Source organism: Ureibacillus sp. FSL K6-0165, from assembly GCF_038004285.1.
GTDB classification, from domain to species: Bacteria; Bacillota; Bacilli; order Bacillales_A; family Planococcaceae; genus Ureibacillus; species Ureibacillus thermosphaericus.
Map to the genome: position 1 here is coordinate 713,987 of NZ_JBBOQS010000001.1, position 21,985 is coordinate 735,971.

Sequence of the window (21,985 nt, forward strand, 5' to 3'; positions counted from 1 at the left end):
CAAAAGGACTTATAACTAAAGGGAGGTAGGCTCCTTGGTTGACGTAAATGAATTCGAATTTATGAAAATTGGTTTAGCTTCACCGGATAAAATTCGTTCTTGGTCCTATGGGGAAGTAAAAAAACCTGAGACAATTAACTATCGTACATTAAAACCTGAGAAAGATGGTCTTTTCTGCGAACGCATATTTGGTCCGACGAAAGACTGGGAATGTCACTGTGGAAAATACAAACGCGTTCGATATAAAGGTGTAGTATGTGACCGATGTGGTGTAGAAGTAACGCGAGCAAAAGTTCGACGTGAACGTATGGGACACATCGAACTTGCGGCGCCAGTTTCACACATTTGGTACTTTAAAGGAATTCCAAGCCGTATGGGGCTCATTCTTGATATGTCTCCAAGGGCATTGGAAGAAGTAATTTATTTTGCTTCTTATGTAGTAATCGATCCTGGCGTTACAAACTTAGAGAAGAAACAACTTTTATCTGAAAAAGAATATCGTACTTGCCGTGAAAAGTTTGGTAATAGCTTTGAAGCAGGAATGGGTGCAGAAGCTATCAAAAAACTTCTAGAGCAAATTGACCTAGAGGAAGAAGCAAATAAATTAAAAGAAGAATTAAAAACAGCTCAAGGTCAACGTCGCACACGAGCAATTAAACGCCTTGAAGTCATTGAATCATTCCGCAGTTCTGGAAATAGACCAGAGTGGATGGTATTAGAGGTGCTTCCGGTTATTCCACCAGAGCTTCGACCAATGGTACAGCTGGATGGTGGCCGATTCGCAACATCTGACTTAAACGATTTATATCGTCGTGTTATTAACCGTAACAATCGTTTAAAACGCCTTTTAGATTTAGGGGCTCCTAGCATTATTGTTCAAAACGAAAAACGCATGTTGCAAGAAGCGGTAGATGCATTGATTGATAATGGACGTAGAGGTCGTCCTGTAACGGGACCGGGTAATCGACCATTAAAATCCTTGTCACACATGTTAAAAGGTAAACAAGGACGTTTCCGTCAAAACTTGCTTGGTAAACGTGTAGACTATTCTGGTCGTTCCGTTATCGTCGTTGGTCCAACGTTAAAAATGTATCAATGTGGTCTACCTAAAGAAATGGCGATTGAATTATTTAAGCCTTTTGTAATGAAAGAGTTAGTTGAAAGAGGTTTGGCTCACAACATTAAGAGCGCAAAACGCAAAATTGAACGTATGCACAACGAAGTATGGGATGTGCTTGAAGACGTAATTAAAGAACATCCAGTGTTACTTAACCGTGCCCCAACGCTACACAGATTGGGAATTCAAGCGTTCGAACCAACATTAGTTGAAGGTCGTGCAATACGTCTACACCCACTTGTATGTACAGCTTATAATGCTGACTTCGATGGTGACCAAATGGCGGTTCACGTGCCGTTATCAGCAGAAGCTCAAGCAGAAGCTCGTTTACTGATGCTTGCTGCACAAAACATCCTAAATCCAAAAGACGGTAAGCCGGTTGTAACACCTTCCCAAGACATGGTATTAGGAAACTACTATTTAACTCTTGAGCGCAAAGGTGCTCGTGGAGAAGGTTCTGTATTCTCTAGTCCAGATGAAGTGTTAATAGCTTACCAAAACGGTAATGTGCACCTGCATAGCCGAATTGCCGTAAAAGCAAGCTCTTTAAACAATAAAACATTTACGGAAGAGCAAAATAAAAAACTCTTGATTACAACAGTAGGTAAAATTATCTTTAATGAAATTTTGCCAGAGTCTTTCCCATACATTAATGAACCAACATCTTACAACTTGGAAGTAGCTACACCAGATAAATACTTTGTCAGCTTAACAATCGATGATGAACTACTAAAAGAACTAGAAGCTTCAGAAGAATATAATCAACTATCTGAACAAGAAAAAATCGAATATCAGCGTAAAGCGGTATTGAAAAAATACATTGAGGATCAAGAGTTGATTACTCCATTCCGTAAAAAATTCTTAGGAAGCATTATTGCGGAAGTATTCAAGCGATTCCATATTACAGAGACATCCAAAATGCTAGACCGCATGAAAGATTTAGGATTTAAATATTCAACGCGTGCGGGTATTACAGTAAGTATTTCAGATATCGTTGTATTACCTGAAAAAGGTGAAATTTTAGATAAAGCTCAGAAAAAAGTTGATAAAGTAATGCAACAATTCCGTCGCGGTTTAATTACAGAAGAAGAACGTTATGACCGAGTAATCTCAAGCTGGTCTGAAGCAAAAGATGAAATCCAAGCAAAACTAATGAACTCTTTACCAAGATTGAATCCGATCTTCATGATGAGTGACTCCGGTGCCCGTGGTAACGCATCGAACTTCACTCAGCTTGCAGGTATGCGTGGACTCATGGCCAACCCAGCTGGTCGTATTATCGAACTTCCAATTAAATCTTCATTCCGTGAAGGTTTAAGCGTATTGGAATACTTCATTTCAACACACGGTGCACGTAAAGGTCTTGCGGATACTGCGTTAAAAACTGCGGACTCTGGTTATTTAACTCGCCGTCTTGTTGACGTTGCACAAGACGTGATTATTCGTGAAGAAGATTGCGGTACAGACCGTGGATTAACTATTGGTGCGTTAATGGATGGTACTGAAGTAATTGAAACGCTTGAAGAACGTATTGTTGGACGCTATGCTAAGAAAACAATTCGTCATCCTGAAACTGGCGAAATAATCTTAGAGCGAGACAATTTAATTACGCAAGATATCGCTCGAAAAATTATTGATGCTGGTATTGAAAAAGTATCAATCCGTTCAGCATTCACATGTAATACAAAACATGGTGTATGTAAAAAATGTTATGGTATCAACTTAGCAACTGGTGAAGAGGTTGAAGTGGGAGAAGCGGTTGGAATTATCGCTGCTCAATCAATCGGTGAACCAGGTACACAGTTAACGATGCGTACATTCCACACTGGTGGGGTTGCTGGTAACGACATTACGCAAGGTCTTCCACGTATTCAGGAGATCTTCGAGGCACGTAATCCAAAAGGTCAGGCTCTTATTTCGGAAATTAAAGGTGTCGTTACTGAAGTTGAAGAAAGTCGTGACGGCTTAAGAGAAATTACTGTTGTTGGTGAAATTGAAACTCGTAAATATCAAGCTCCTTACAATGCACGATTGAAAGTTGCTGTAGGTGACGAAGTAGAACAAGGTCAAATTCTAACTGACGGTTCAATTGATCCAAAACAATTATTAAAAGTCAAAGACGTAGCAACGGTACAAGAATATTTATTAAAAGAAGTTCAAAAAGTATACCGTATGCAAGGGGTAGAAATCGGGGACAAACACATCGAAGTAATGGTACGTCAAATGCTTCGAAAAGTTCGTGTAATCGAAGCTGGAGATACAGACTTACTTCCTGGAACACTCCTCGATGTTCACCAATTCACAGAAGCAAATAAAGAAGCGATTATGAATGGTAAAGTACCTGCAACATGTCGTCCAGTTATCCTTGGAATTACGAAAGCTTCACTTGAAACAGAATCATTCTTATCTGCTGCATCATTCCAAGAAACAACTCGTGTATTAACAGATGCTGCAATTAAAGGTAAGCGAGATCCGCTACTCGGATTGAAAGAGAACGTAATCCTAGGAAAACTTGTTCCAGCAGGTACAGGTATGCAAAGATATCGTCAAATCAAGATCAAAGAAGAGCCTGTTAGCGCTCTAGAAGAATTAACATCAGCCGAATAATTCGGAAAACATTTCAGTGAAAATACAAGAGCTTGAGTCTCCGAAGTTGTAAACAAACATTATGCGACGGGGAGGCTCAAGCCATTTTCACTGGATGAATTATGCAATAAATTCATTAATCCGTTTACTTGCTCTGTTTCTATACTTATCAAAAAATTTTTCAACTCAATTACAAAAAAAATTGACAGATTGAAATGATAATGATAATATACTTAGGGTTGATAGTAACTGTCTGTACTTCGGAGGATATTGTCAATGTCTTATGAAAAAGTTAAACAGGCAAGTAAAACAATCATTGGTACAAAGCAAGCAGTAAAAGCAATAAAAGCTGGCCGAGTAAAAGAGCTCATTGTAGCACAAGATGCAGAAGAGAGAATAACAGAACCAGTTATTGCCCTTGCAAAGGAAAATGGAATTCCGGTAGATCTTGTGGAATCAAGAAAAGAGCTTGGCAAAGCGTGCGGAATCCAAGTTGGAGCTGCAGTTGTTGCGATTGCTGCGGAGTAGTTTTTGTGGAAAAACACAAAAGCTTTGTTTTTACCCTAAAAATGAACCACCTGGATGTGTGGTATTAAAAAACGATAACATGAAGGGAGGAAAAACCGATGCCTACAATTAACCAATTGGTGCGTAAGCCTCGTAAATCTAAAATTACTAAATCAAAATCACCTGCGTTAAACAAAGGTTACAATAGCTTTAAAAAGTCTCTTACAAACGTTAATTCACCTCAAAAACGCGGAGTATGTACACGTGTTGGTACAATGACACCGAAAAAACCAAACTCTGCGTTACGTAAATATGCACGTGTTCGTTTAACAAACCAAATCGAGGTTACAGCTTACATTCCTGGTGAAGGTCACAACTTACAAGAACACAGCGTTGTATTAATTCGCGGTGGACGTGTAAAAGACTTACCAGGGGTACGTTACCACATCATTCGCGGTGCGCTTGACACTGCAGGTGTAAACGGCCGTATGCAATCACGCTCTTTATACGGTACGAAAAAACCAAAAGAGAAAAAATAATAAAAATTCGTAATACTCGTTGAAAGGAGGAAAACACATGCCTCGTAAAGGTCCTGTTTCCAAACGTGACGTGTTACCTGATCCGATTTACAATTCAAAATTAGTAACACGTTTAATTAATAAAATCATGATTGACGGTAAAAAAGGTACAGCACAAAAAATTCTTTACAGTGCGTTCGATATTGTAAAAGAACGTTCAGGCAAAGATCCATTAGAAGTGTTTGAAGAAGCATTAAATAATGTAATGCCAGTTCTTGAGGTACGTGCTCGCCGTGTTGGTGGTTCTAACTATCAAGTACCGGTTGAAGTTCGTCCAGACCGTCGTATTACTCTAGGTCTTCGCTACCTAGTGAACTACGCTCGTCTTCGCGGTGAAAAAACAATGGAAGAGCGCTTAGCTAACGAAATCCTAGATGCAGCAAACAACACTGGTGCTGCAGTGAAAAAACGCGAAGATATGCACAAAATGGCAGAAGCAAACAAAGCCTTTGCACACTATCGTTGGTAATCTAAATTTTGTACTAGCTTTTTGCTAGTACAAAATTTAAATATAACACTTTTTTTAGTCTAAACCCAATATGGAAGGAGACAATTCCCTATGAAACGCGAATTCTCTCTAGAGAATACACGTAATATTGGGATCATGGCTCATATTGATGCTGGTAAAACAACAACAACTGAGCGTATCCTTTATTACACTGGTAAGATTCACAAAGTCGGTGAAACTCACGAAGGTGCCTCTCAAATGGACTGGATGGAGCAAGAGCAAGAACGTGGTATTACAATCACTTCTGCTGCTACAACGGCTCAGTGGAAAGGTCACCGCATTAACATCATCGACACTCCGGGACACGTGGACTTCACTGTAGAGGTTGAACGTTCATTACGTGTACTTGACGGTGCAGTTACAGTACTAGATGCTCAATCTGGTGTTGAACCACAAACTGAAACTGTATGGCGCCAAGCTACAACATACGGAGTTCCTCGTATCGTATTTGTTAACAAAATGGACAAAACTGGTGCCGACTTCTTATACTCAGTAAATACTTTACATGATCGTCTTCAAGCTAATGCGCATCCAATTCAATTACCTATTGGTGCGGAAGATCAATTTAAAGGTATTATTGACTTGGTTGAAATGAATGCGACATTCTACGGTAACGACGAAGGTACAGATGTTACTGAAGGAGAAATTCCAGAAGAATACAAAGCACAAGCTGAAGAATACCGTGAAAAATTAATTGAAGCAGTAGCTGAACTTGATGAAGAATTAATGGAAAAATACTTCTCTGGTGAAGAAATTACAGTAGAAGAATTAAAAGCTGCAATCCGTAAAGCAACAATTGCAGTACAATTCTACCCTGTACTTTGCGGTACTGCGTTCAAACATAAAGGTGTTCGTAAAATGCTTGATGCAGTAATCGACTACTTACCTTCACCAATCGATATTCCTGCTATTAAGGGTATCGTGCCAAAAACTGAAGAAGAAACTGAGCGTCGTGCAAGTGACGAAGAGCCATTCTCAGCATTGGCATTCAAAGTTATGACTGACCCATATGTAGGTAAGTTAACATTCTTCCGTGTGTATTCAGGTATTCTAGATTCTGGTTCATACGTTCTTAACTCTACAAAAGGTAAACGTGAACGTATTGGACGTCTTCTACAAATGCACGCAAATCACCGTGAAGAAATTTCAAATGTATATGCAGGTGATATTGCTGCAGCAGTAGGTTTAAAAGATACAGTAACTGGTGACACACTTTGTGATGAGAAAAACCCAGTTATCTTAGAATCAATGGAATTCCCAGAACCAGTTATTTCGGTTGCTATTGAACCAAAATCAAAAGCAGACCAAGATAAAATGAGTACAGCTCTTGGAAAGCTTCAAGAGGAAGACCCAACATTCCGTGCTCATACTGACCAAGAAACAGGTCAAACAATCATCTCTGGTATGGGTGAGCTTCACCTTGATATCATTGTTGACCGTTTAAGACGTGAATTCAAAGTGGAAGCTAACGTAGGTGCTCCACAAGTTTCATATCGTGAAACATTCCGTACAACTGCTCAAGTTGAAGGTAAATTCGTTCGCCAATCTGGTGGTCGTGGTCAATACGGTCACGTTTGGATCGAATTCTCTCCAAATGAAGAAGGAGCAGGCTTTGAATTTGAAAACGCGATTGTCGGTGGGGTAGTACCTCGTGAATACATCCCAGCTGTAGAAGCAGGATTAAAAGACGCTATGGAAAATGGTGTACTAGCTGGATACCCAGTGATTGACATCAAAGCGAAATTATTCGATGGTTCTTACCACGATGTTGACTCTAACGAAATGGCGTTCAAAATCGCTGCATCCATGGCACTTAAAAATGCTGCAGCAAAATGTAACCCTGTATTACTTGAACCAGTAATGAAAGTTGAAGTTGTAATTCCAGAAGAATATCTAGGCGATATCATGGGTCACGTAACTGCACGTCGCGGTCGTGTTGAAGGTATGGAAGCACGCGGTAACGCACAAGTAGTTCGTGCTATGGTTCCACTTGCTGAGATGTTCGGATATGCAACTACATTACGTTCTGCAACTCAAGGTCGCGGTGTATTCTCAATGGTATTTGACCACTATGAAGAAGTACCAAAATCAATTGCAGAAGAAATTATCAAAAAAAATAAAGGTGAATAATAATTGAAATCTCACCTTTAATCAAGTATAAATAATTTGTAAGCTATGATTGTTTGACAAGAAAGTAATTTCTTGTCAGCAGTTGTAAAAATAAAAAATACAAGTAATAGGAGGCTTTCTCTAATGGCTAAAGAAAAATTTGATCGTTCAAAACCACACGTTAACATTGGTACAATTGGTCACGTTGACCATGGTAAAACTACTTTAACTGCTGCTATCGCAACAGTTCTTGCGAAAAAAACTGGTGGTGAAGCTAAATCTTACGACCAAATCGACAACGCACCAGAAGAAAAAGAACGTGGTATCACAATCAACACTTCTCACGTTGAATATGAAACTGAAAAACGCCACTATGCACACGTAGACTGCCCAGGACACGCTGACTACGTTAAAAACATGATCACTGGTGCTGCTCAAATGGACGGCGGTATCTTAGTAGTATCTGCAGCTGACGGTCCAATGCCACAAACTCGTGAGCACATCTTACTTTCTCGTCAAGTAGGTGTACCATACTTAGTAGTATTCTTAAACAAATGTGACATGGTTGACGACGAAGAATTATTAGAATTAGTAGAAATGGAAGTTCGTGACTTACTTTCAGAATATGACTTCCCAGGCGACGAAGTTCCTGTAATTAAAGGTTCTGCTCTTAAAGCTCTTGAAGGAGATGCTGAGTGGGAAGCAAAAATCGTTGAATTAATGGATGCAGTTGACGAATACATTCCAACTCCACAACGTGAAACTGATAAACCATTCATGATGCCAGTAGAGGACGTATTCTCTATCACTGGTCGTGGTACAGTTGCTACTGGTCGTGTAGAACGCGGTCAAGTTAAAGTTGGTGACGAAGTAGAAATCATCGGTTTAGCTGATGAGCCAACAAAAACAACTGTAACAGGTATCGAAATGTTCCGTAAATTACTTGACTATGCTGAAGCTGGTGACAACATCGGTGCTTTATTACGTGGTATTTCACGTGACGAAGTTCAACGCGGTCAAGTATTAGCAAAACCAGGCTCAATTACACCACACACAGCTTTCAAAGCACAAGTTTACGTATTATCTAAAGAAGAAGGTGGACGCCATACTCCATTCTTCTCTAACTATCGTCCACAATTCTACTTCCGTACTACAGACGTAACTGGTGTAATCACTTTACCAGAAGGTGTAGAAATGGTTATGCCTGGCGATAACATCGAAATGACTGTAGAATTAATCTCTCCTATCGCGATTGAAGAAGGTACTAAATTCTCTATCCGTGAGGGTGGACGTACTGTAGGAGCAGGTTCTGTATCTGAAATCATTAAATAATAAACGTAAATAGCTTACGATTGAACCATCTTGTAGTTTATCTACAAGATGGTTTTTTTAGTGCGCCTGGCATGGGTGTAATCTATAGGGTGTAAGTCCCGAACTGTGAAGGCAGAAGTAACAGTTAGCTTAACGCAAGGGTGTCCGTGGTGACGCGGAATCTGAAGGAAGCGAGCGGCAAACTTCCGGTCTGAGGAACACGAACTTCATATAAGGCTAGGTATCATTGGATGAGTTTGCTAAACAAAACAAAGTCCTTTCTGCCAAAGGTGGTACAGAGTAAATGAAGCAGATAGATGGAAGGAAAGATTACATTCTTACCCGGGGAGGTCTGGCGGATATGTGAAGTACGCTTCATAACCTACTTAGTGATAAGTAGCTGAACCGTCAGAAGTCAGCAGAGGTCATAGTATTAGTTGGTTTAGAACTACTAAGAAGGACCGAACAATTAAGAGAGAATAGCCCTTGGCATTCAGTGAGTCATGATGAACACAGAAAACGTAGTACCTCACTTGAGGAAGGAAGCGGTGAATCCCGTGGGAGACCTCTTGGAGGGTGGAGTGACCACTGGCATAAAGAGAACAGCTATTCACGGAAGTTATAAAGACTTGCGTCAATCATCTTAATTGAACCGCCGTATACGGAACCGTACGTACGGTGGTGTGAGAGGACGGGAGTTAATCGCTCCCTCCTACTCGATTTTTTTCTATAGCTAAAGTGAATATTGTTTATTCAAAATATGTATTTCATTTATATGCTCTTTCCCCCTTATAATATTATTAAGGAGATTTTGGAATCTTCAAAATCATTGTTCGAATTATTGAGGGGGATGCGGTATTATGGCAAATTACGTTACAGTGGGGAATTTACAAGTAGAAAAAGTGTTATACGATTTTGTAAATGAGCAAGTTTTGCCTGATGCAGAAGTAAATAAAGATGAATTTTGGGCAGGATTTGATACATTAATTCATGACTTAACGCCGGAAAATAAAGAACTTCTTGAAAAGCGAAGAGAATTAGAAGAGGCAATTCATAACTGGCATAAAGAAAATAAAGATCACTTTCATTTCGATCAATATAAAAAATTCCTTGAAGATATCGGCTACATTGAACCGAAAGTAGAAGACTACCATATTACAACTGAAAACGTTGACGAAGAAATTTCGTTTCAAGCTGGTCCTCAATTAGTTGTACCAGTAAACAATGGACGTTATGCCCTAAACGCTGCCAATGCTCGTTGGGGAAGCCTTTACGATGCATTATACGGTACTGATGCCATTAGCGAGGAAGATGGAGCGGAGAAAGGAAACAGCTACAATCCAGTTCGTGGCCAGAAAGTAATTGAATATTCGAAGAAGTTTTTAGATCAAGCAGTTCCTTTAAAAGATGCAACTCATTTAGATGTTACAAAATATGCGATTGTAAACGGAAAGCTAGTTGCTACACTTTCAAATGGCAATGAAACAGGACTTGTGGATGAATCAAAAGCTGTGGGGTATAACGGGTCGCCAGAAGAACCTTCTGTAGTTTTATTAAAGAATAATGACCTGCACATTGAAATTGTAATCGATCGAAATCATCCTGTAGGAAAATCAGATCCGGCTGGTATTAAGGACATTATTTTAGAATCAGCTGTGACGACAATAATGGACTGTGAGGACTCTGTTGCTGCAGTTGATGCAGAAGATAAAGTAGAAGTATACAGCAACTGGTTAGGATTAATTAGAGGAGATTTATCAGCTACTTTTGATAAAGGTTCGAAAATAATGACTCGTACGTTAAATCCTGACCGCACGTATAAAGGGGTTAACGGTGAAGACATTACATTACCAGGTCGCTCATTAATGTTTGTCCGCAATGTAGGTCACTTAATGACAACAAACGCCATTTTAGATAAAAATGGAGAAGAAATCCCAGAAGGAATTATGGATGGTGTCATTACGAGCTTAATTGCTAAACTTGATATATTAGGTAAAACAAAATACAAAAATTCGAAAAAAGGCTCTATTTATATTGTAAAACCAAAAATGCACGGTTCAAAAGAAGTAGCATTTACAAACAAATTATTTGGTAGAATTGAAGATTTAATTGGGCTTGAGCGTTACACATTAAAGGTTGGGGTAATGGATGAAGAACGTCGTACGTCTCTAAACTTAAAAAATTGCATTAAAGAAGTAAAAGAACGGATTGTCTTCATTAACACGGGATTCTTAGATAGAACAGGTGATGAAATTCATACATCAATGGAAGCAGGTCCAATGATTCGCAAAAATGAAATGAAATCTTCTGTTTGGTTAAATGCATATGAAAGATCAAATGTATTCGTAGGATTAAATTGCGGTTTACAAGGCCGTGCCCAAATTGGTAAAGGAATGTGGGCAATGCCTGACTTAATGGCTGCAATGCTAGAGCAAAAAATCGCTCATCCAAAAGCAGGAGCCAATACAGCTTGGGTACCATCACCAACAGCTGCAACGTTGCATGCCATCCACTATCATTTAGTAGATGTAAAAGAAGTTCAAAGAGGTATTACTGACTTTGAAGATTTACAAGATGATATTCTTCAAATTCCTGTAGAGAAAAATCCAAACTGGAGCCCAGAAGAAATTCAAGAAGAGTTGGACAACAACTGTCAAGGAATTTTAGGATACGTAATTCGCTGGGTAGAACAAGGAGTTGGATGTTCAAAAGTACCAGACATTAACGATATTGGATTAATGGAAGACCGTGCAACACTTCGTATTTCCAGCCAACATATCGCAAACTGGCTACATCATGGAATTGTGACAAAAGAACAAGTGTATGAAACGCTTAAACGTATGGCTGTAGTGGTGGATAAACAAAATGCTGATGATCCAAACTATCGCCCAATGGCTCCAAACTTCGAAGAGTCTGTTGGTTTCCAAGCAGCTTGCGACCTCATTTTCAAAGGATATGAGCAACCAAATGGTTATACTGAACCAATCCTTCATAAGCGACGCCTTGAAGCGAAACAAAAATATGGCGTTGTAAGCACAAACTAATTATAAAAAGACATCCCTTCCAAAATAGATAAGAATTTTGGAAGGATGTCTTTTTTATTTTGTAATAAATTGCTGGGCTAATTCAATAAATTCTCTTACAGCGAAAGATAAATATTTATTCTTTTTCCAAGTCAATCCTAACTCTAGAAAAAGATTTTCATGTTTGAAAGGAATTGAAACAATTTTTTCATTTTGAAGTTTTTCACATATTTTTTTTGGAAGTAACGCAATCCCTACTTTAGCAGCCACCATCTCAACGATTAAATCTTTCTGTGATGATTCACAAGCTATTGTAGGGTAGAACCCATTTTTTGAACATTCTTCTATAATGCGATCGTACAATGTAAAATCTTTGCGATATATAATAAAATCTTCTTTCTCTAACCGGGACATTTCAACGGATGGCAATGCAGCAAGGGGATGATCTCTATGAACAATTAACATTAACGGATCTTTTAATATACTAATAGATTCTAATTGATCGTTTGGAGCACATAAATTACAAATGAGTCCTATATCCAATTCTCCTTCTTCTACCCCTTGCCGAATTTTTTTTGTCCCTACTTCCGTTAGTTTAATTTCAATATAAGGATATTTTTCTTTATATAAACTAATTAATTTTGAAAAAAACTCCACACCTACAATCGGTGGAATTCCAATACGAATTTCTCCTTTTTTCAACTCCATTAAATCCGTTAATTCTGAACGTAAATTTTTAAAGGCGGCTAATACATGTTGCGCATTTGCTAATACCGCCTTTCCTGCATCCGTCAACTCCAATTGTTTTGAAGAACGGTAAAATAAAGGTACACCAAGCTCGGCTTCTAAATTTTGAATGGCTTTACTAATGGATGGTTGTGATACGTGTAAAGTGGAAGCAGCTTTCGTGAAACTCAAATGTTTGGCTACTTCTGTAAAATACTCGATTTGGCGGATGTCCACTACAAACATCTCCTTTTTACGCACTATTTGTTCTTTGTTCCATTATACTAATTTACATACATATTTCTCATAAAAAGAGAATAAAATTGATTTTCTTAAACAAAGTGCAAAATATATTACAATATAATATAAAAATTTTATGTATGTGAAAGGATGAAAGAATGAAAATATTTTTAATAGAGGACGATCAATCCATTTTCAATTCAATAAGGGAACGTTTTAACCAATGGTCGATGGAAGTAGTAGGACCAAAAGATTTTCAACAAGTGCTAGATGATTTTTTAAACGTGCAGCCACATCTAGTCATCATTGATATTCAACTCCCCGCATTTGATGGTTTTCATTGGTGCCGTGAAATTCGTGCCATCTCAAAAGTGCCAATTCTATTTTTATCATCTAGAGACCATCCAATGGATATGGTAATGGCTATGCAAATGGGGGCGGATGATTTTGTGCAAAAACCTTTTCATATGGAAGTATTGCTAGCAAAAGTACAGGCGATATTAAGAAGAACTTATGATTATGGGGAGAATATGCAACATGTTGTGAGATGGAATGGTGCAATTATTGATTATGACAGAGGAACCATTCAATACGGTGAGAAAGTGATAGAATTGACGAAAAACGAATTGTTTATTTTGAAGACATTATTAGCTTCTGTTGACAAAATTGTTTCTCGTGATGAGCTAATGCGTAAATTATGGGATGACGAGCGATTTGTGAATGATAATACGTTAACGGTCAATGTCAATCGATTGCGACAGCGATTAGATGAAATTGGTTTATCGGATACCATTGTAACGAAAAAAGGACTTGGCTACATGGCGGTGACAAAATGATTGGACTATTTTTAAAAGAAAGAAGATCGTGGATTTTATTCTTCCTGTTTATGCAAATATGGCTGAATGGATTGTTTTTCATCGATAGCGGCATATCAAATATATCCATCATATATGTAAACATCATGAATCTTTTATTCTTTCTTCTTTTCTTAATTTGGCGTTATGGAAGAGAAACAAAGCAGCTAAAAGCTATCTATGAGCAACCAATCAATAAAGAGCTACTTTCTCCTTTCCAGCGAAAGTACATGGAACATTTGCAACAACAATATGAAGAAATAGATTATAGACTTCATCAAATAAAAATGGAAATGCTTGAACAGCAAGATCAGATGCTGGCGTGGGTGCATGAAATGAAATCGCCGATGACTGCCATGAAATTAATCGTGGAACAAGTAGAACCTTATGCGTTAAGAGAGAAGATTGAAAAAGAATGGGTTCGCATATTTTTGTTGCTTGATCAAAAAATCCATGAAACAAGGCTTTCAACGATTGAAAAAGATAACCGGCTGGAAAAGGTTTGTTTGGAAACAGTCGTTCATCAACAAATTAAAGATTTTCGTTCATGGTGTATTGAAAAAGGGATTGGTGTTGAAACGAAGAATTTGCAAAAGACCGTGACAACAGATGCCAAATGGCTTGGGTTCATTATTCGCCAAATTTTTTCTAATGCTGTGAAGTACAGCCATGAAAATAGTGAAATTCACATATTTACAACTCGGAATCAAGAGGGGCATCTATTATTACATATACAAGACTTCGGAGTTGGGATTCGAGCTGAAGACTTGCCCCGTATTTTCCAACGGTCCTATACAGGAACGATCGGAAGGGAAACAATCGCTGCGACAGGGATGGGTCTATACTTGGCAAAGGAAGCGGCTGAAAAACTTGGGCTTACGCTGAAGGTAGATTCACAAGTGGGTGCCGGCACAATTTTTACAATCCAATTTCCTCTTGAAAATCAATACATTCAATCTTATGGTATGTGACAAAATTGTCATTTACCATTTTTTATTTGTCACGAGAATCGAACGATTGTAAGGTACTGAAAGGGTACAATTTAGTAAGGAATCAATACAAGGGGTTGACGAAATGGCTGTTTTAGTGGCAAGAAAAATAAGAAAAACCTATGGAAAACGTACGTTACAACAAGAAGTGTTAAAAGGGATTGACCTGGAAGTACATGAAGGAGAATTCGTTGGTATCATGGGGCCATCTGGTTCGGGTAAAACAACTTTATTAAATGTCCTTTGTTCCATAGATTATCCGACAGAAGGAATTGTTGAAATCAACGGGAAACCGTTACAAAAGATGAAAGAACGGGATTTGGCAAAATTTCGCCGGGAACATTTAGGGTTCATCTTTCAAGATTATAATTTGCTTGATACGTTAACGGTAAAAGAGAATATTCTGCTGCCGTTATCTGTTGGCAAAGTATCAAAAAACGCGGCAGAGAAGCGTTTAGCAATGCTCGTCGAATATTTAGGAATCAAAGACATTTTAAGTAAATATCCGAATGAAATATCCGGGGGACAAAAGCAGAGAACATCTGCTGCAAGAGCTCTTATTACTGAACCATCTATCGTTTTTGCCGATGAGCCGACAGGGGCGCTTGATTCTAAAGCGGCGACGGCATTACTGACAAATTTGGAAAACATCAATAAGGAAAGAGGAGCAACCATCATGATGGTGACCCACGATGCAGTGGCAGCAAGCTTCTGTAGTCGAGTGTTGTTCTTGAAAGACGGTCAAATTTATACGGAGCTCTATAAAGGGGATAAAACGAGACAGGCGTTTTTCCAAGATATTTTGAATACCCAAAGAGTGCTTGGCGGTGATGGATATGACGTTAACTAATTTAGTTTTTAAAAGTATGAAGAAGAACATAAAGCATTATTACTTATACTTCTTTGCATTAATTTTTAGTGTGACCCTTTGCTTTTCGTTCATCACCATACACTATAACCCTTCTGTTACCGCGGCGTTGGAAGCAAGCGGTACCGCAACGGCAGGTTTTGAATCCATTACGTATGTTTTATATTTTATTTTGATTTTTTTTATTCTTTACGCGAACCAATTATTTATGAAACGCCGCAGTAAAGAAATTGGCTTATATCAATTAATCGGAATGACTAAAGGTTTGATCTTTCGGTTATTATTGATTGAAAATGTAGTATTGTTCACGTTGGCTGTAGGAATCGGGATGGTTTGGGGATTTTTAACTTCTCGTTTTTTTGCGATGATTTTAATGAAGTTAATGTTAAACGACGCAATTGTCAGTTTATCTTTTTCCATGACTGCTTTTTCAAAATCGATCATTATTTTTGCTCTTCTATTAGTGGTGGTCTTGATTCAAATTTTTATTATGATTCGGAAAGCATCGCTGTTATCGCTATTTAATGCAGCAAAAAAAGCCGATGAACGAATTAAAAAGTTCAGCATTTTCCATATGATTATGGGAATCATAGGAATTGGTTTAATTGCATATGGGTATTACGATTCTACAAGATTGTTCAGCGTGGAGGGTGCCACAACAAACAACTTGTTGGTCAATATGTTGCTTATTCTAGGTTCAACAATTTTAGGCACCTATTTATTTTTCCGATATTCCGTGGCACTTATCATGAACTTAATCCGGAAAAGCAAAAAGGGACATTTAAAAATAACAGATGTTTTAGGTGTTACAACAATTATGCACCGCATGAAGGGAAATGCTAGTTCTCTTACATTGATTACTGTGTTGACAGGATTAGCCGTCGGGATTATGACGCTGTCTTATATTTCTTACTACTCTTCAGAATCCAATGCAAAACAATCTTCTCCATTTGATTATATCTTACTTAATAATAACGGAAATGATTTTTTAGAACAGCTAAAGGCAGAAGGAATTGAATATGAAAAAACAACTTTTCATATTTCTAACGTAAATATTAAAATGTCTGATTTATTTAATTTAGATGAAAAAAATGCTGAGTATATAAATGTCAATCAAGAGGTGGTAACAGCTGCCGTTCCTCTATCAGATTACAAAAAAATAAATCCGGATGTCCATTTGAAAGATGGGGAAATCATGATGACAAGCTACTCAAATGTATTATCTAAATTACTGCCGTTGGAAAGCAAAAAGAAAATTAATGTAAAAACAAGTGAGAAGAATTACTCTTTATTTATTAAAGAAGTAAGAGAGGATGAATTTTTTCTATCAGTGTTAGCAAGTGATAGTTCGCCTGTGTTGATTGTGAAAGATGAATTATTTCATGAATTAGAAAAAGCTCAAAACCCTGCTATTTCAACTCAAATTGGTATTAATTTAGCAAAAGAAAAAGACCGAGAAAGGGCAGAGATAATATTTAAGAACTTGAGGGAAAGTAATGTCATTCAATATGCAAATCTAAAAACTTATAAAGAATATTACGATGAGAATATAGCTATTAGTGGAATGAGTATTTTTGTAACAGGATTTTTGGGATTGGCATTTTTATTGACAACAGGAAGCATTCTTTACTTTAAACAAATGGGTGAAGCGGAAGATGAAAGAGATTCCTATACAATTTTGCGGAAAATCGGATTTTCCAATGGTGAGTTAATGCGCGGAATTTATGTAAAACAATTGTTTAACTTCGGCATGCCGCTTATGATTGGACTTCTTCACAGTTACTTTGCAGTGAAATCCGGCTGGTGGCTGTTTGGTTCAGAGATGACTACGCCAATGATGATTATCAACATATTCTATGTAGCGATGTACACGGTATTTGGCATATTATCTGTTTTGTATTATAAAAAAATAGTAAAAGAAGCATTATAAAGATAGGAAACAATTAAATAGGTAGAGATTAATTTTTAGACTCCATGATCAAGTGGTTGGCAAAATCTTTTGGCCGACCACTTTTTTTCGCATTCATCTTAATTGCTGCAAAGTATTTTTGTTAGTTAAAAAATATGTTCCTATTTATAATAGGAAACATGTTTAATTTTATGAAAGGGCAGCTATATATTTTAATGTAAGGTAGCGGGGAATTTTCAGAATTTTATTGGAGTTGATTTATATAATCTCCTCTTATATACTATAAAACAGTTTAGGGAGTGCAAAACTTGAAAGACCAATAAAATTCGAGAAAACACTTGCTAACAACTATTTTATTGTATATAATGTTGAATGTTGGTCTTTGACTGCGATGAAGCGGGAGGTTGCCGACACACCCGGCCGCTTTGCCATGGCGAGTGTGTGGGAAATTTCCGTGGAGAATGTCTAGTAATTAGGCGATAAAGGAGGGAAAATAATGGCAAAACAAAAGATTCGTATTCGTTTAAAAGCGTATGATCACAGAGTATTAGATCAATCCGCTGAAAAAATTGTTGAAACTGCTAAACGTTCAGGCGCAAGTGTATCAGGTCCGATTCCGTTACCAACGGAAAAAACTGTGTACACAATCCTTCGAGCTGTTCACAAGTATAAAGATTCACGCGAACAATTCGAAATGCGCACTCACAAACGTTTAATCGACATCATTAACCCAACTCCTCAAACAGTTGATGCGTTAATGAAACTTGATTTACCGTCTGGCGTTGACATCGAAATCAAACTTTAATAGTAAAATAAAACTTTTAATTATCACAGGAGGTGTGACAAATGACCAAAGGAATCTTAGGTAGAAAAATCGGTATGACGCAAGTTTTTGCTGAGAACGGCGATTTAATACCAGTAACAGTAATTGAAGCAACTCCAAACGTTGTACTTCAAAAGAAAACTGTTGAAAACGATGGCTACGAAGCAATCCAACTTGGTTTCGAAGATAAGCGCGAAAAGCTTGCTAACAAACCGGAAAAAGGACACGTAGCAAAAGCGAATACTGCTCCTAAGCGCTTCATTCGTGAAATTCGTGGAGTAAACTTAGATGAGTATGAAGTTGGTCAAGAAGTCAAAGTAGATATTTTCGCAGAAGGCGATTGGGTAGATGTAACAGGAGTAACAAAAGGGAAAGGGTTCCAAGGTGTAATTAAACGCCACGGCCAATCTCGTGGACCAATGTCTCACGGTTCTCGTTACCACCGTCGTCCAGGTTCAATGGGACCTATTGCTCCAAACCGAGTATTTAAACAAAAAGCTTTACCTGGTCAAACTGGTGGAGATACAGTAACTATCCAAAACTTACAAATTGTTAAAGTGGATACTGAACGTAACTTACTACTAGTAAAAGGTAATGTTCCTGGTTCTAAAAAATCTTTAGTAACAGTAAAAGCAGCTGTTAAAAAATCTAACTAATTTCTTGAAGAAAGGAGGAAACAGGAATGACAAAGGTAACTGTACTTAGTCAAACAGGTGCTTCTGTTGGAGAAATCGAATTGAATGATGAGATTTTCGGTATCGAACCAAACGAAGCAGTATTATTCGACGCAGTAATCGCTCAACGCGCATCTCTACGTCAAGGTACACATAAAGTAAAAAACCGCTCTGAAGTTTCTGGTGGTGGTAGAAAACCATGGCGCCAAAAAGGAACAGGTCGTGCTCGTCAAGGATCTATCCGTTCTCCACAATGGCGTGGTGGTGGTACTGTATTCGGACCACAACCAAGAAGCTATAGCTATAAATTACCTAAAAAAGTTCGTCGTTTAGCTCTTAAATCTGCATTATCTGCTAAAGTGAACGAGCAAAACTTCCTAGTGTTAGATGCATTGAAATTAGATGCACCTAAAACAAAAGACTTCAAAGAAATTTTAGGTAACTTAAAAATCGAATCAAAAGCATTATTCGTTACAGCTGAATTAGATGAAAACGTGGCATTATCCGCACGTAACATCCCAGGCGTAACAGTTTTAACAGCTTCTGGAATCAACGTTCTTGATTTATTAGGTCATGACAAAGTTGTATTCACGAAAGCTGCAGTAGAAAAAGTTGAGGAGGTGCTTGGATAATGGATGCACGTGATGTAATTAAACGTCCTGTCATTACTGAGCGTTCTTCTGAACTGATGGCTGATAAAAAGTACACTTTCGAAGTTGATCTTCGTGCGAACAAAACACAAGTGAAAGATGCAGTAGAAGAAATCTTCGGCGTAAAAGTGGCTAAAGTCAACATCATGAACTACAAAGGTAAAGTAAAACGTGTAGGTAAATTCCAAGGATTAACAAACAGACGTCGTAAAGCAATCGTAACATTAACACCTGATAGCAAAGAAATTGAATTATTCGATTTCTAATTGTAAAATGAGTTCGTTTTGACATTTAAAGAAGGAGGGAAACAACATGGCGATTAAAAAGTATAAACCAACCTCAAATGGTCGTCGTAACATGACATCATTTGACTTTGCGGAAATCACAACGGATAAACCGGAAAAATCATTATTAGCGCCTTTAAAACGCAAAGCTGGTCGTAACAACCAGGGTAAAATTACTGTTCGTCATCACGGTGGTGGACATAAACGCCAATACCGTATCATCGATTTCAAACGTGATAAAGATGGCATTCCAGGACGCGTTGCTACAATCGAATACGATCCAAACCGTTCTGCTAACATCGCATTAATTAACTATGTTGATGGTGAAAAACGTTATATTATTGCACCAAAAGGATTAAAAGTAGGTCAAGAAATTATTTCTGGTCCAGATGCTGATATTAAAGTAGGTAATGCTTTACCATTAGCAAACATCCCAATGGGTACTACAGTTCACAATATCGAATTAAAACCAGGTAAAGGTGGACAATTAGTACGCTCTGCTGGTGCATCTGCGCAAGTACTTGGACGTGAAGGAAAATACGTAATCGTACGTCTTCAATCTGGTGAAGTTCGTTTAGTATTAGCTACTTGCCGCGCAACAATCGGTCAAGTGGGTAACGAATCTCACGAATTAGTAAACATCGGTAAAGCGGGTCGTTCTCGTTGGTTAGGTAAACGCCCTACAGTTCGCGGTTCTGTAATGAACCCTAATGATCACCCACACGGTGGTGGTGAAGGTAAAGCACCAATCGGTCGCAAATCACCAATGACACCATGGGGTAAACCAGCTCTTGGATACAAGACACGTAAGAAACGTAATAAATCTGATAAATTAATTATTCGTGGACGTAAAAAATAATGTGATAAAGCTACGGTTCGAGCGAAGAGCCGTGGTGAAATCACGGAGGGAGGTTACTAAATGGGTCGCAGCTTGAAAAAAGGACCATTTTGTGATGAACATTTAATGAAAAAGGTAGAAGCACAACAAGGTCTAGACAAAAAACAAGTAATTAAAACTTGGTCTCGCCGTTCTACGATCTTCCCTAACTTCATCGGACTAACAATTGCGGTTTATGATGGACGCAAACATGTTCCGGTATACATCACAGAAGATATGGTAGGTCACAAACTAGGCGAGTTCGTACCAACTCGTACTTATAAAGGTCACGGTGCGGATGACAAAAAAACAAGACGCTAATTTTGAGAGGAGGTAGATCCTGATGACAACAAAAGCTAAAGCCGTTGCTCGCACAGTCCGAATTGCCCCTCGTAAAGTGCGCTTAGTAGTAGATTTAATTAGAGGCAAGCAAGTAGGAGAAGCAGTTGCAATTTTACGTCATACTCCAAAAGCGGCGTCTCCAGTCGTTGAGAAAGTATTAAAATCTGCAGTTGCAAATGCTGAGCACAATTACGAATTAGATCCAAACAACTTATACATTTCTGAAATTTATGTTGATGAAGGACCAACATTAAAACGTTATCGTCCACGTGCGCAAGGACGTGCAAGCGCAATTAATAAACGCACAAGCCACATCACTGTAGTGGTATCTGAGAAGAAGGAGGGTTAATTTTGGGTCAAAAAGTACATCCAAACGGATTGCGAATTGGTATCATTCGTGATTGGGAGTCAAAATGGTACGCTGAAAAAGACTACGCTGAATTACTTCACGAAGATATCAAAATCCGTAAATATATCGAAACTACTTTAAAAGAAGCAGCGATTTCCAAAGTTGAAATCGAACGTGCTGCAAATCGAGTGAACATTACGATTCACACTGCAAAGCCAGGGATGGTAATCGGTAAAGGTGGTACGGAAGTAGAAAACTTACGTAAATACTTAAGCGATATCACTGGTAAACGTGTACACATCAACATCGTTGAAATTAAAAAAGCGGATCTTGATGCAAAATTAGTTGCAGAAAATATCGCTCGTCAACTTGAAAACCGTGTTTCATTCCGTCGTGCTCAAAAACAAGCAATTCAACGCACTATGCGCGCAGGAGCAAAAGGGATTAAAACGCAAGTATCTGGTCGTTTAGGCGGTGCGGATATCGCACGTGCAGAACATTATAGTGAAGGAACTGTACCACTTCATACGCTTCGTGCAGACATCGATTACGCTCACGCAGAAGCAGATACAACATACGGAAAATTAGGTGTAAAAGTATGGATTTATCGTGGTGAGGTCCTTCCTACGAAGAAAAACTCTGCGGAAGGAGGAAAATAATT

The 21,985-nt window shown here is 38.2% G+C and carries 21 protein-coding genes; 20 read left to right on the top strand and 1 reads right to left on the bottom strand.

Translation table 11 applies throughout. The features are described from left to right. Window positions 1-34: 34 nt before the first annotated feature. From rpoC to NST00_RS03525, 8 genes are all read left to right on the top strand, one after another. Window positions 35-3,724 (top strand): DNA-directed RNA polymerase subunit beta', encoded by a 3,690-nt coding sequence (rpoC, locus tag NST00_RS03490; RefSeq protein ID WP_340709637.1) that lies wholly within the window; start codon window positions 35-37, stop codon window positions 3,722-3,724. Between the two features lie 255 nt (window positions 3,725-3,979). After that, window positions 3,980-4,231 carry a 50S ribosomal protein L7ae-like protein gene (locus NST00_RS03495; protein WP_016838548.1) on the top strand — a complete coding sequence of 84 codons (252 nt, stop codon included), beginning with the start codon at window positions 3,980-3,982 and terminating at the stop codon, window positions 4,229-4,231. 98 nt (window positions 4,232-4,329) lie between these two features. Further along, entirely contained in the window at window positions 4,330-4,749 is a 420-nt protein-coding gene (gene rpsL / locus NST00_RS03500) for a 30S ribosomal protein S12 (RefSeq protein WP_016838549.1), read from the top strand. Between the two features lie 37 nt (window positions 4,750-4,786). Continuing rightward, a complete protein-coding gene (gene rpsG, locus NST00_RS03505) occupies window positions 4,787-5,257 on the top strand; it encodes a 30S ribosomal protein S7 (RefSeq protein ID WP_016838550.1) in 471 nt (156 codons plus the stop codon). 90 nt (window positions 5,258-5,347) lie between these two features. Continuing rightward, window positions 5,348-7,426, top strand: a complete 2,079-nt coding sequence (gene fusA, locus NST00_RS03510; RefSeq protein WP_340709638.1) for an elongation factor G — start codon at window positions 5,348-5,350, stop codon at window positions 7,424-7,426. A 123-nt stretch (window positions 7,427-7,549) separates the two neighbouring features. Then, window positions 7,550-8,737, top strand: a complete 1,188-nt coding sequence (gene tuf / locus NST00_RS03515; RefSeq protein ID WP_016838552.1) for an elongation factor Tu — start codon at window positions 7,550-7,552, stop codon at window positions 8,735-8,737. 482 nt (window positions 8,738-9,219) lie between these two features. Then, window positions 9,220-9,363, top strand: coding sequence for a hypothetical protein (locus NST00_RS03520; protein ID WP_172597779.1), 144 nt, complete (start codon window positions 9,220-9,222; stop codon window positions 9,361-9,363). Between the two features lie 213 nt (window positions 9,364-9,576). Then, window positions 9,577-11,760 carry a malate synthase G gene (locus NST00_RS03525; protein ID WP_340704684.1) on the top strand — a complete coding sequence of 728 codons (2,184 nt, stop codon included), beginning with the start codon at window positions 9,577-9,579 and terminating at the stop codon, window positions 11,758-11,760. A 54-nt stretch (window positions 11,761-11,814) separates the two neighbouring features. Here the strand turns inward: NST00_RS03525 and NST00_RS03530 are convergent, their stop codons facing one another. Beyond that, window positions 11,815-12,702: a LysR family transcriptional regulator gene (locus NST00_RS03530; RefSeq protein ID WP_340709639.1), complete on the bottom strand. Its 888-nt coding sequence runs from the start codon at window positions 12,700-12,702 to the stop codon at window positions 11,815-11,817. A gap of 161 nt (window positions 12,703-12,863) precedes the next feature. On the opposite strand from NST00_RS03530, the gene NST00_RS03535 reads away from it, so the two are divergent. The 12 genes from NST00_RS03535 (at window position 12,864) to rpsC (ending at window position 21,983) form a co-directional block, all read left to right on the top strand. Continuing rightward, window positions 12,864-13,541, top strand: a complete 678-nt coding sequence (locus tag NST00_RS03535; RefSeq protein WP_340709640.1) for a response regulator transcription factor — start codon at window positions 12,864-12,866, stop codon at window positions 13,539-13,541. Beyond that, on the top strand, window positions 13,538-14,530 hold the full coding sequence (locus NST00_RS03540; RefSeq protein WP_340709641.1) for a sensor histidine kinase: 993 nt from the start codon (window positions 13,538-13,540) through the stop codon (window positions 14,528-14,530). The genes NST00_RS03535 and NST00_RS03540 overlap by 4 nt, the downstream gene beginning before the upstream one ends. A 103-nt stretch (window positions 14,531-14,633) precedes the next feature. After that, window positions 14,634-15,398 (top strand): ABC transporter ATP-binding protein, encoded by a 765-nt coding sequence (locus NST00_RS03545; RefSeq protein WP_016839365.1) that lies wholly within the window; start codon window positions 14,634-14,636, stop codon window positions 15,396-15,398. Next, window positions 15,385-17,346, top strand: coding sequence for an FtsX-like permease family protein (locus NST00_RS03550; RefSeq protein WP_016839366.1), 1,962 nt, complete (start codon window positions 15,385-15,387; stop codon window positions 17,344-17,346). The genes NST00_RS03545 and NST00_RS03550 overlap by 14 nt, the downstream gene beginning before the upstream one ends. 475 nt (window positions 17,347-17,821) lie before the next feature. Continuing rightward, window positions 17,822-18,130, top strand: a complete 309-nt coding sequence (gene rpsJ, locus NST00_RS03555) for a 30S ribosomal protein S10 (protein WP_016839367.1) — start codon at window positions 17,822-17,824, stop codon at window positions 18,128-18,130. A gap of 41 nt (window positions 18,131-18,171) precedes the next feature. Further along, window positions 18,172-18,804 carry a 50S ribosomal protein L3 gene (gene rplC / locus NST00_RS03560; protein WP_016839368.1) on the top strand — a complete coding sequence of 211 codons (633 nt, stop codon included), beginning with the start codon at window positions 18,172-18,174 and terminating at the stop codon, window positions 18,802-18,804. Window positions 18,805-18,830: 26 nt separating this feature from the next. Continuing rightward, window positions 18,831-19,454 (top strand): 50S ribosomal protein L4, encoded by a 624-nt coding sequence (gene rplD / locus NST00_RS03565; RefSeq protein ID WP_016839369.1) that lies wholly within the window; start codon window positions 18,831-18,833, stop codon window positions 19,452-19,454. Next, on the top strand, window positions 19,454-19,738 hold the full coding sequence (rplW, locus tag NST00_RS03570) for a 50S ribosomal protein L23 (RefSeq protein WP_016839370.1): 285 nt from the start codon (window positions 19,454-19,456) through the stop codon (window positions 19,736-19,738). The genes rplD and rplW overlap by 1 nt, the downstream gene beginning before the upstream one ends. Window positions 19,739-19,784: 46 nt before the next feature. Continuing rightward, window positions 19,785-20,615, top strand: a complete 831-nt coding sequence (rplB, locus tag NST00_RS03575) for a 50S ribosomal protein L2 (protein WP_016839371.1) — start codon at window positions 19,785-19,787, stop codon at window positions 20,613-20,615. Between the two features lie 60 nt (window positions 20,616-20,675). After that, window positions 20,676-20,954 (top strand): 30S ribosomal protein S19, encoded by a 279-nt coding sequence (rpsS, locus tag NST00_RS03580; protein WP_016839372.1) that lies wholly within the window; start codon window positions 20,676-20,678, stop codon window positions 20,952-20,954. A gap of 22 nt (window positions 20,955-20,976) precedes the next feature. After that, window positions 20,977-21,324, top strand: a complete 348-nt coding sequence (gene rplV / locus NST00_RS03585) for a 50S ribosomal protein L22 (RefSeq protein ID WP_016839373.1) — start codon at window positions 20,977-20,979, stop codon at window positions 21,322-21,324. 2 nt (window positions 21,325-21,326) lie between these two features. After that, on the top strand, window positions 21,327-21,983 hold the full coding sequence (gene rpsC, locus NST00_RS03590) for a 30S ribosomal protein S3 (RefSeq protein ID WP_016839374.1): 657 nt from the start codon (window positions 21,327-21,329) through the stop codon (window positions 21,981-21,983). Window positions 21,984-21,985 lie beyond the last annotated feature (2 nt).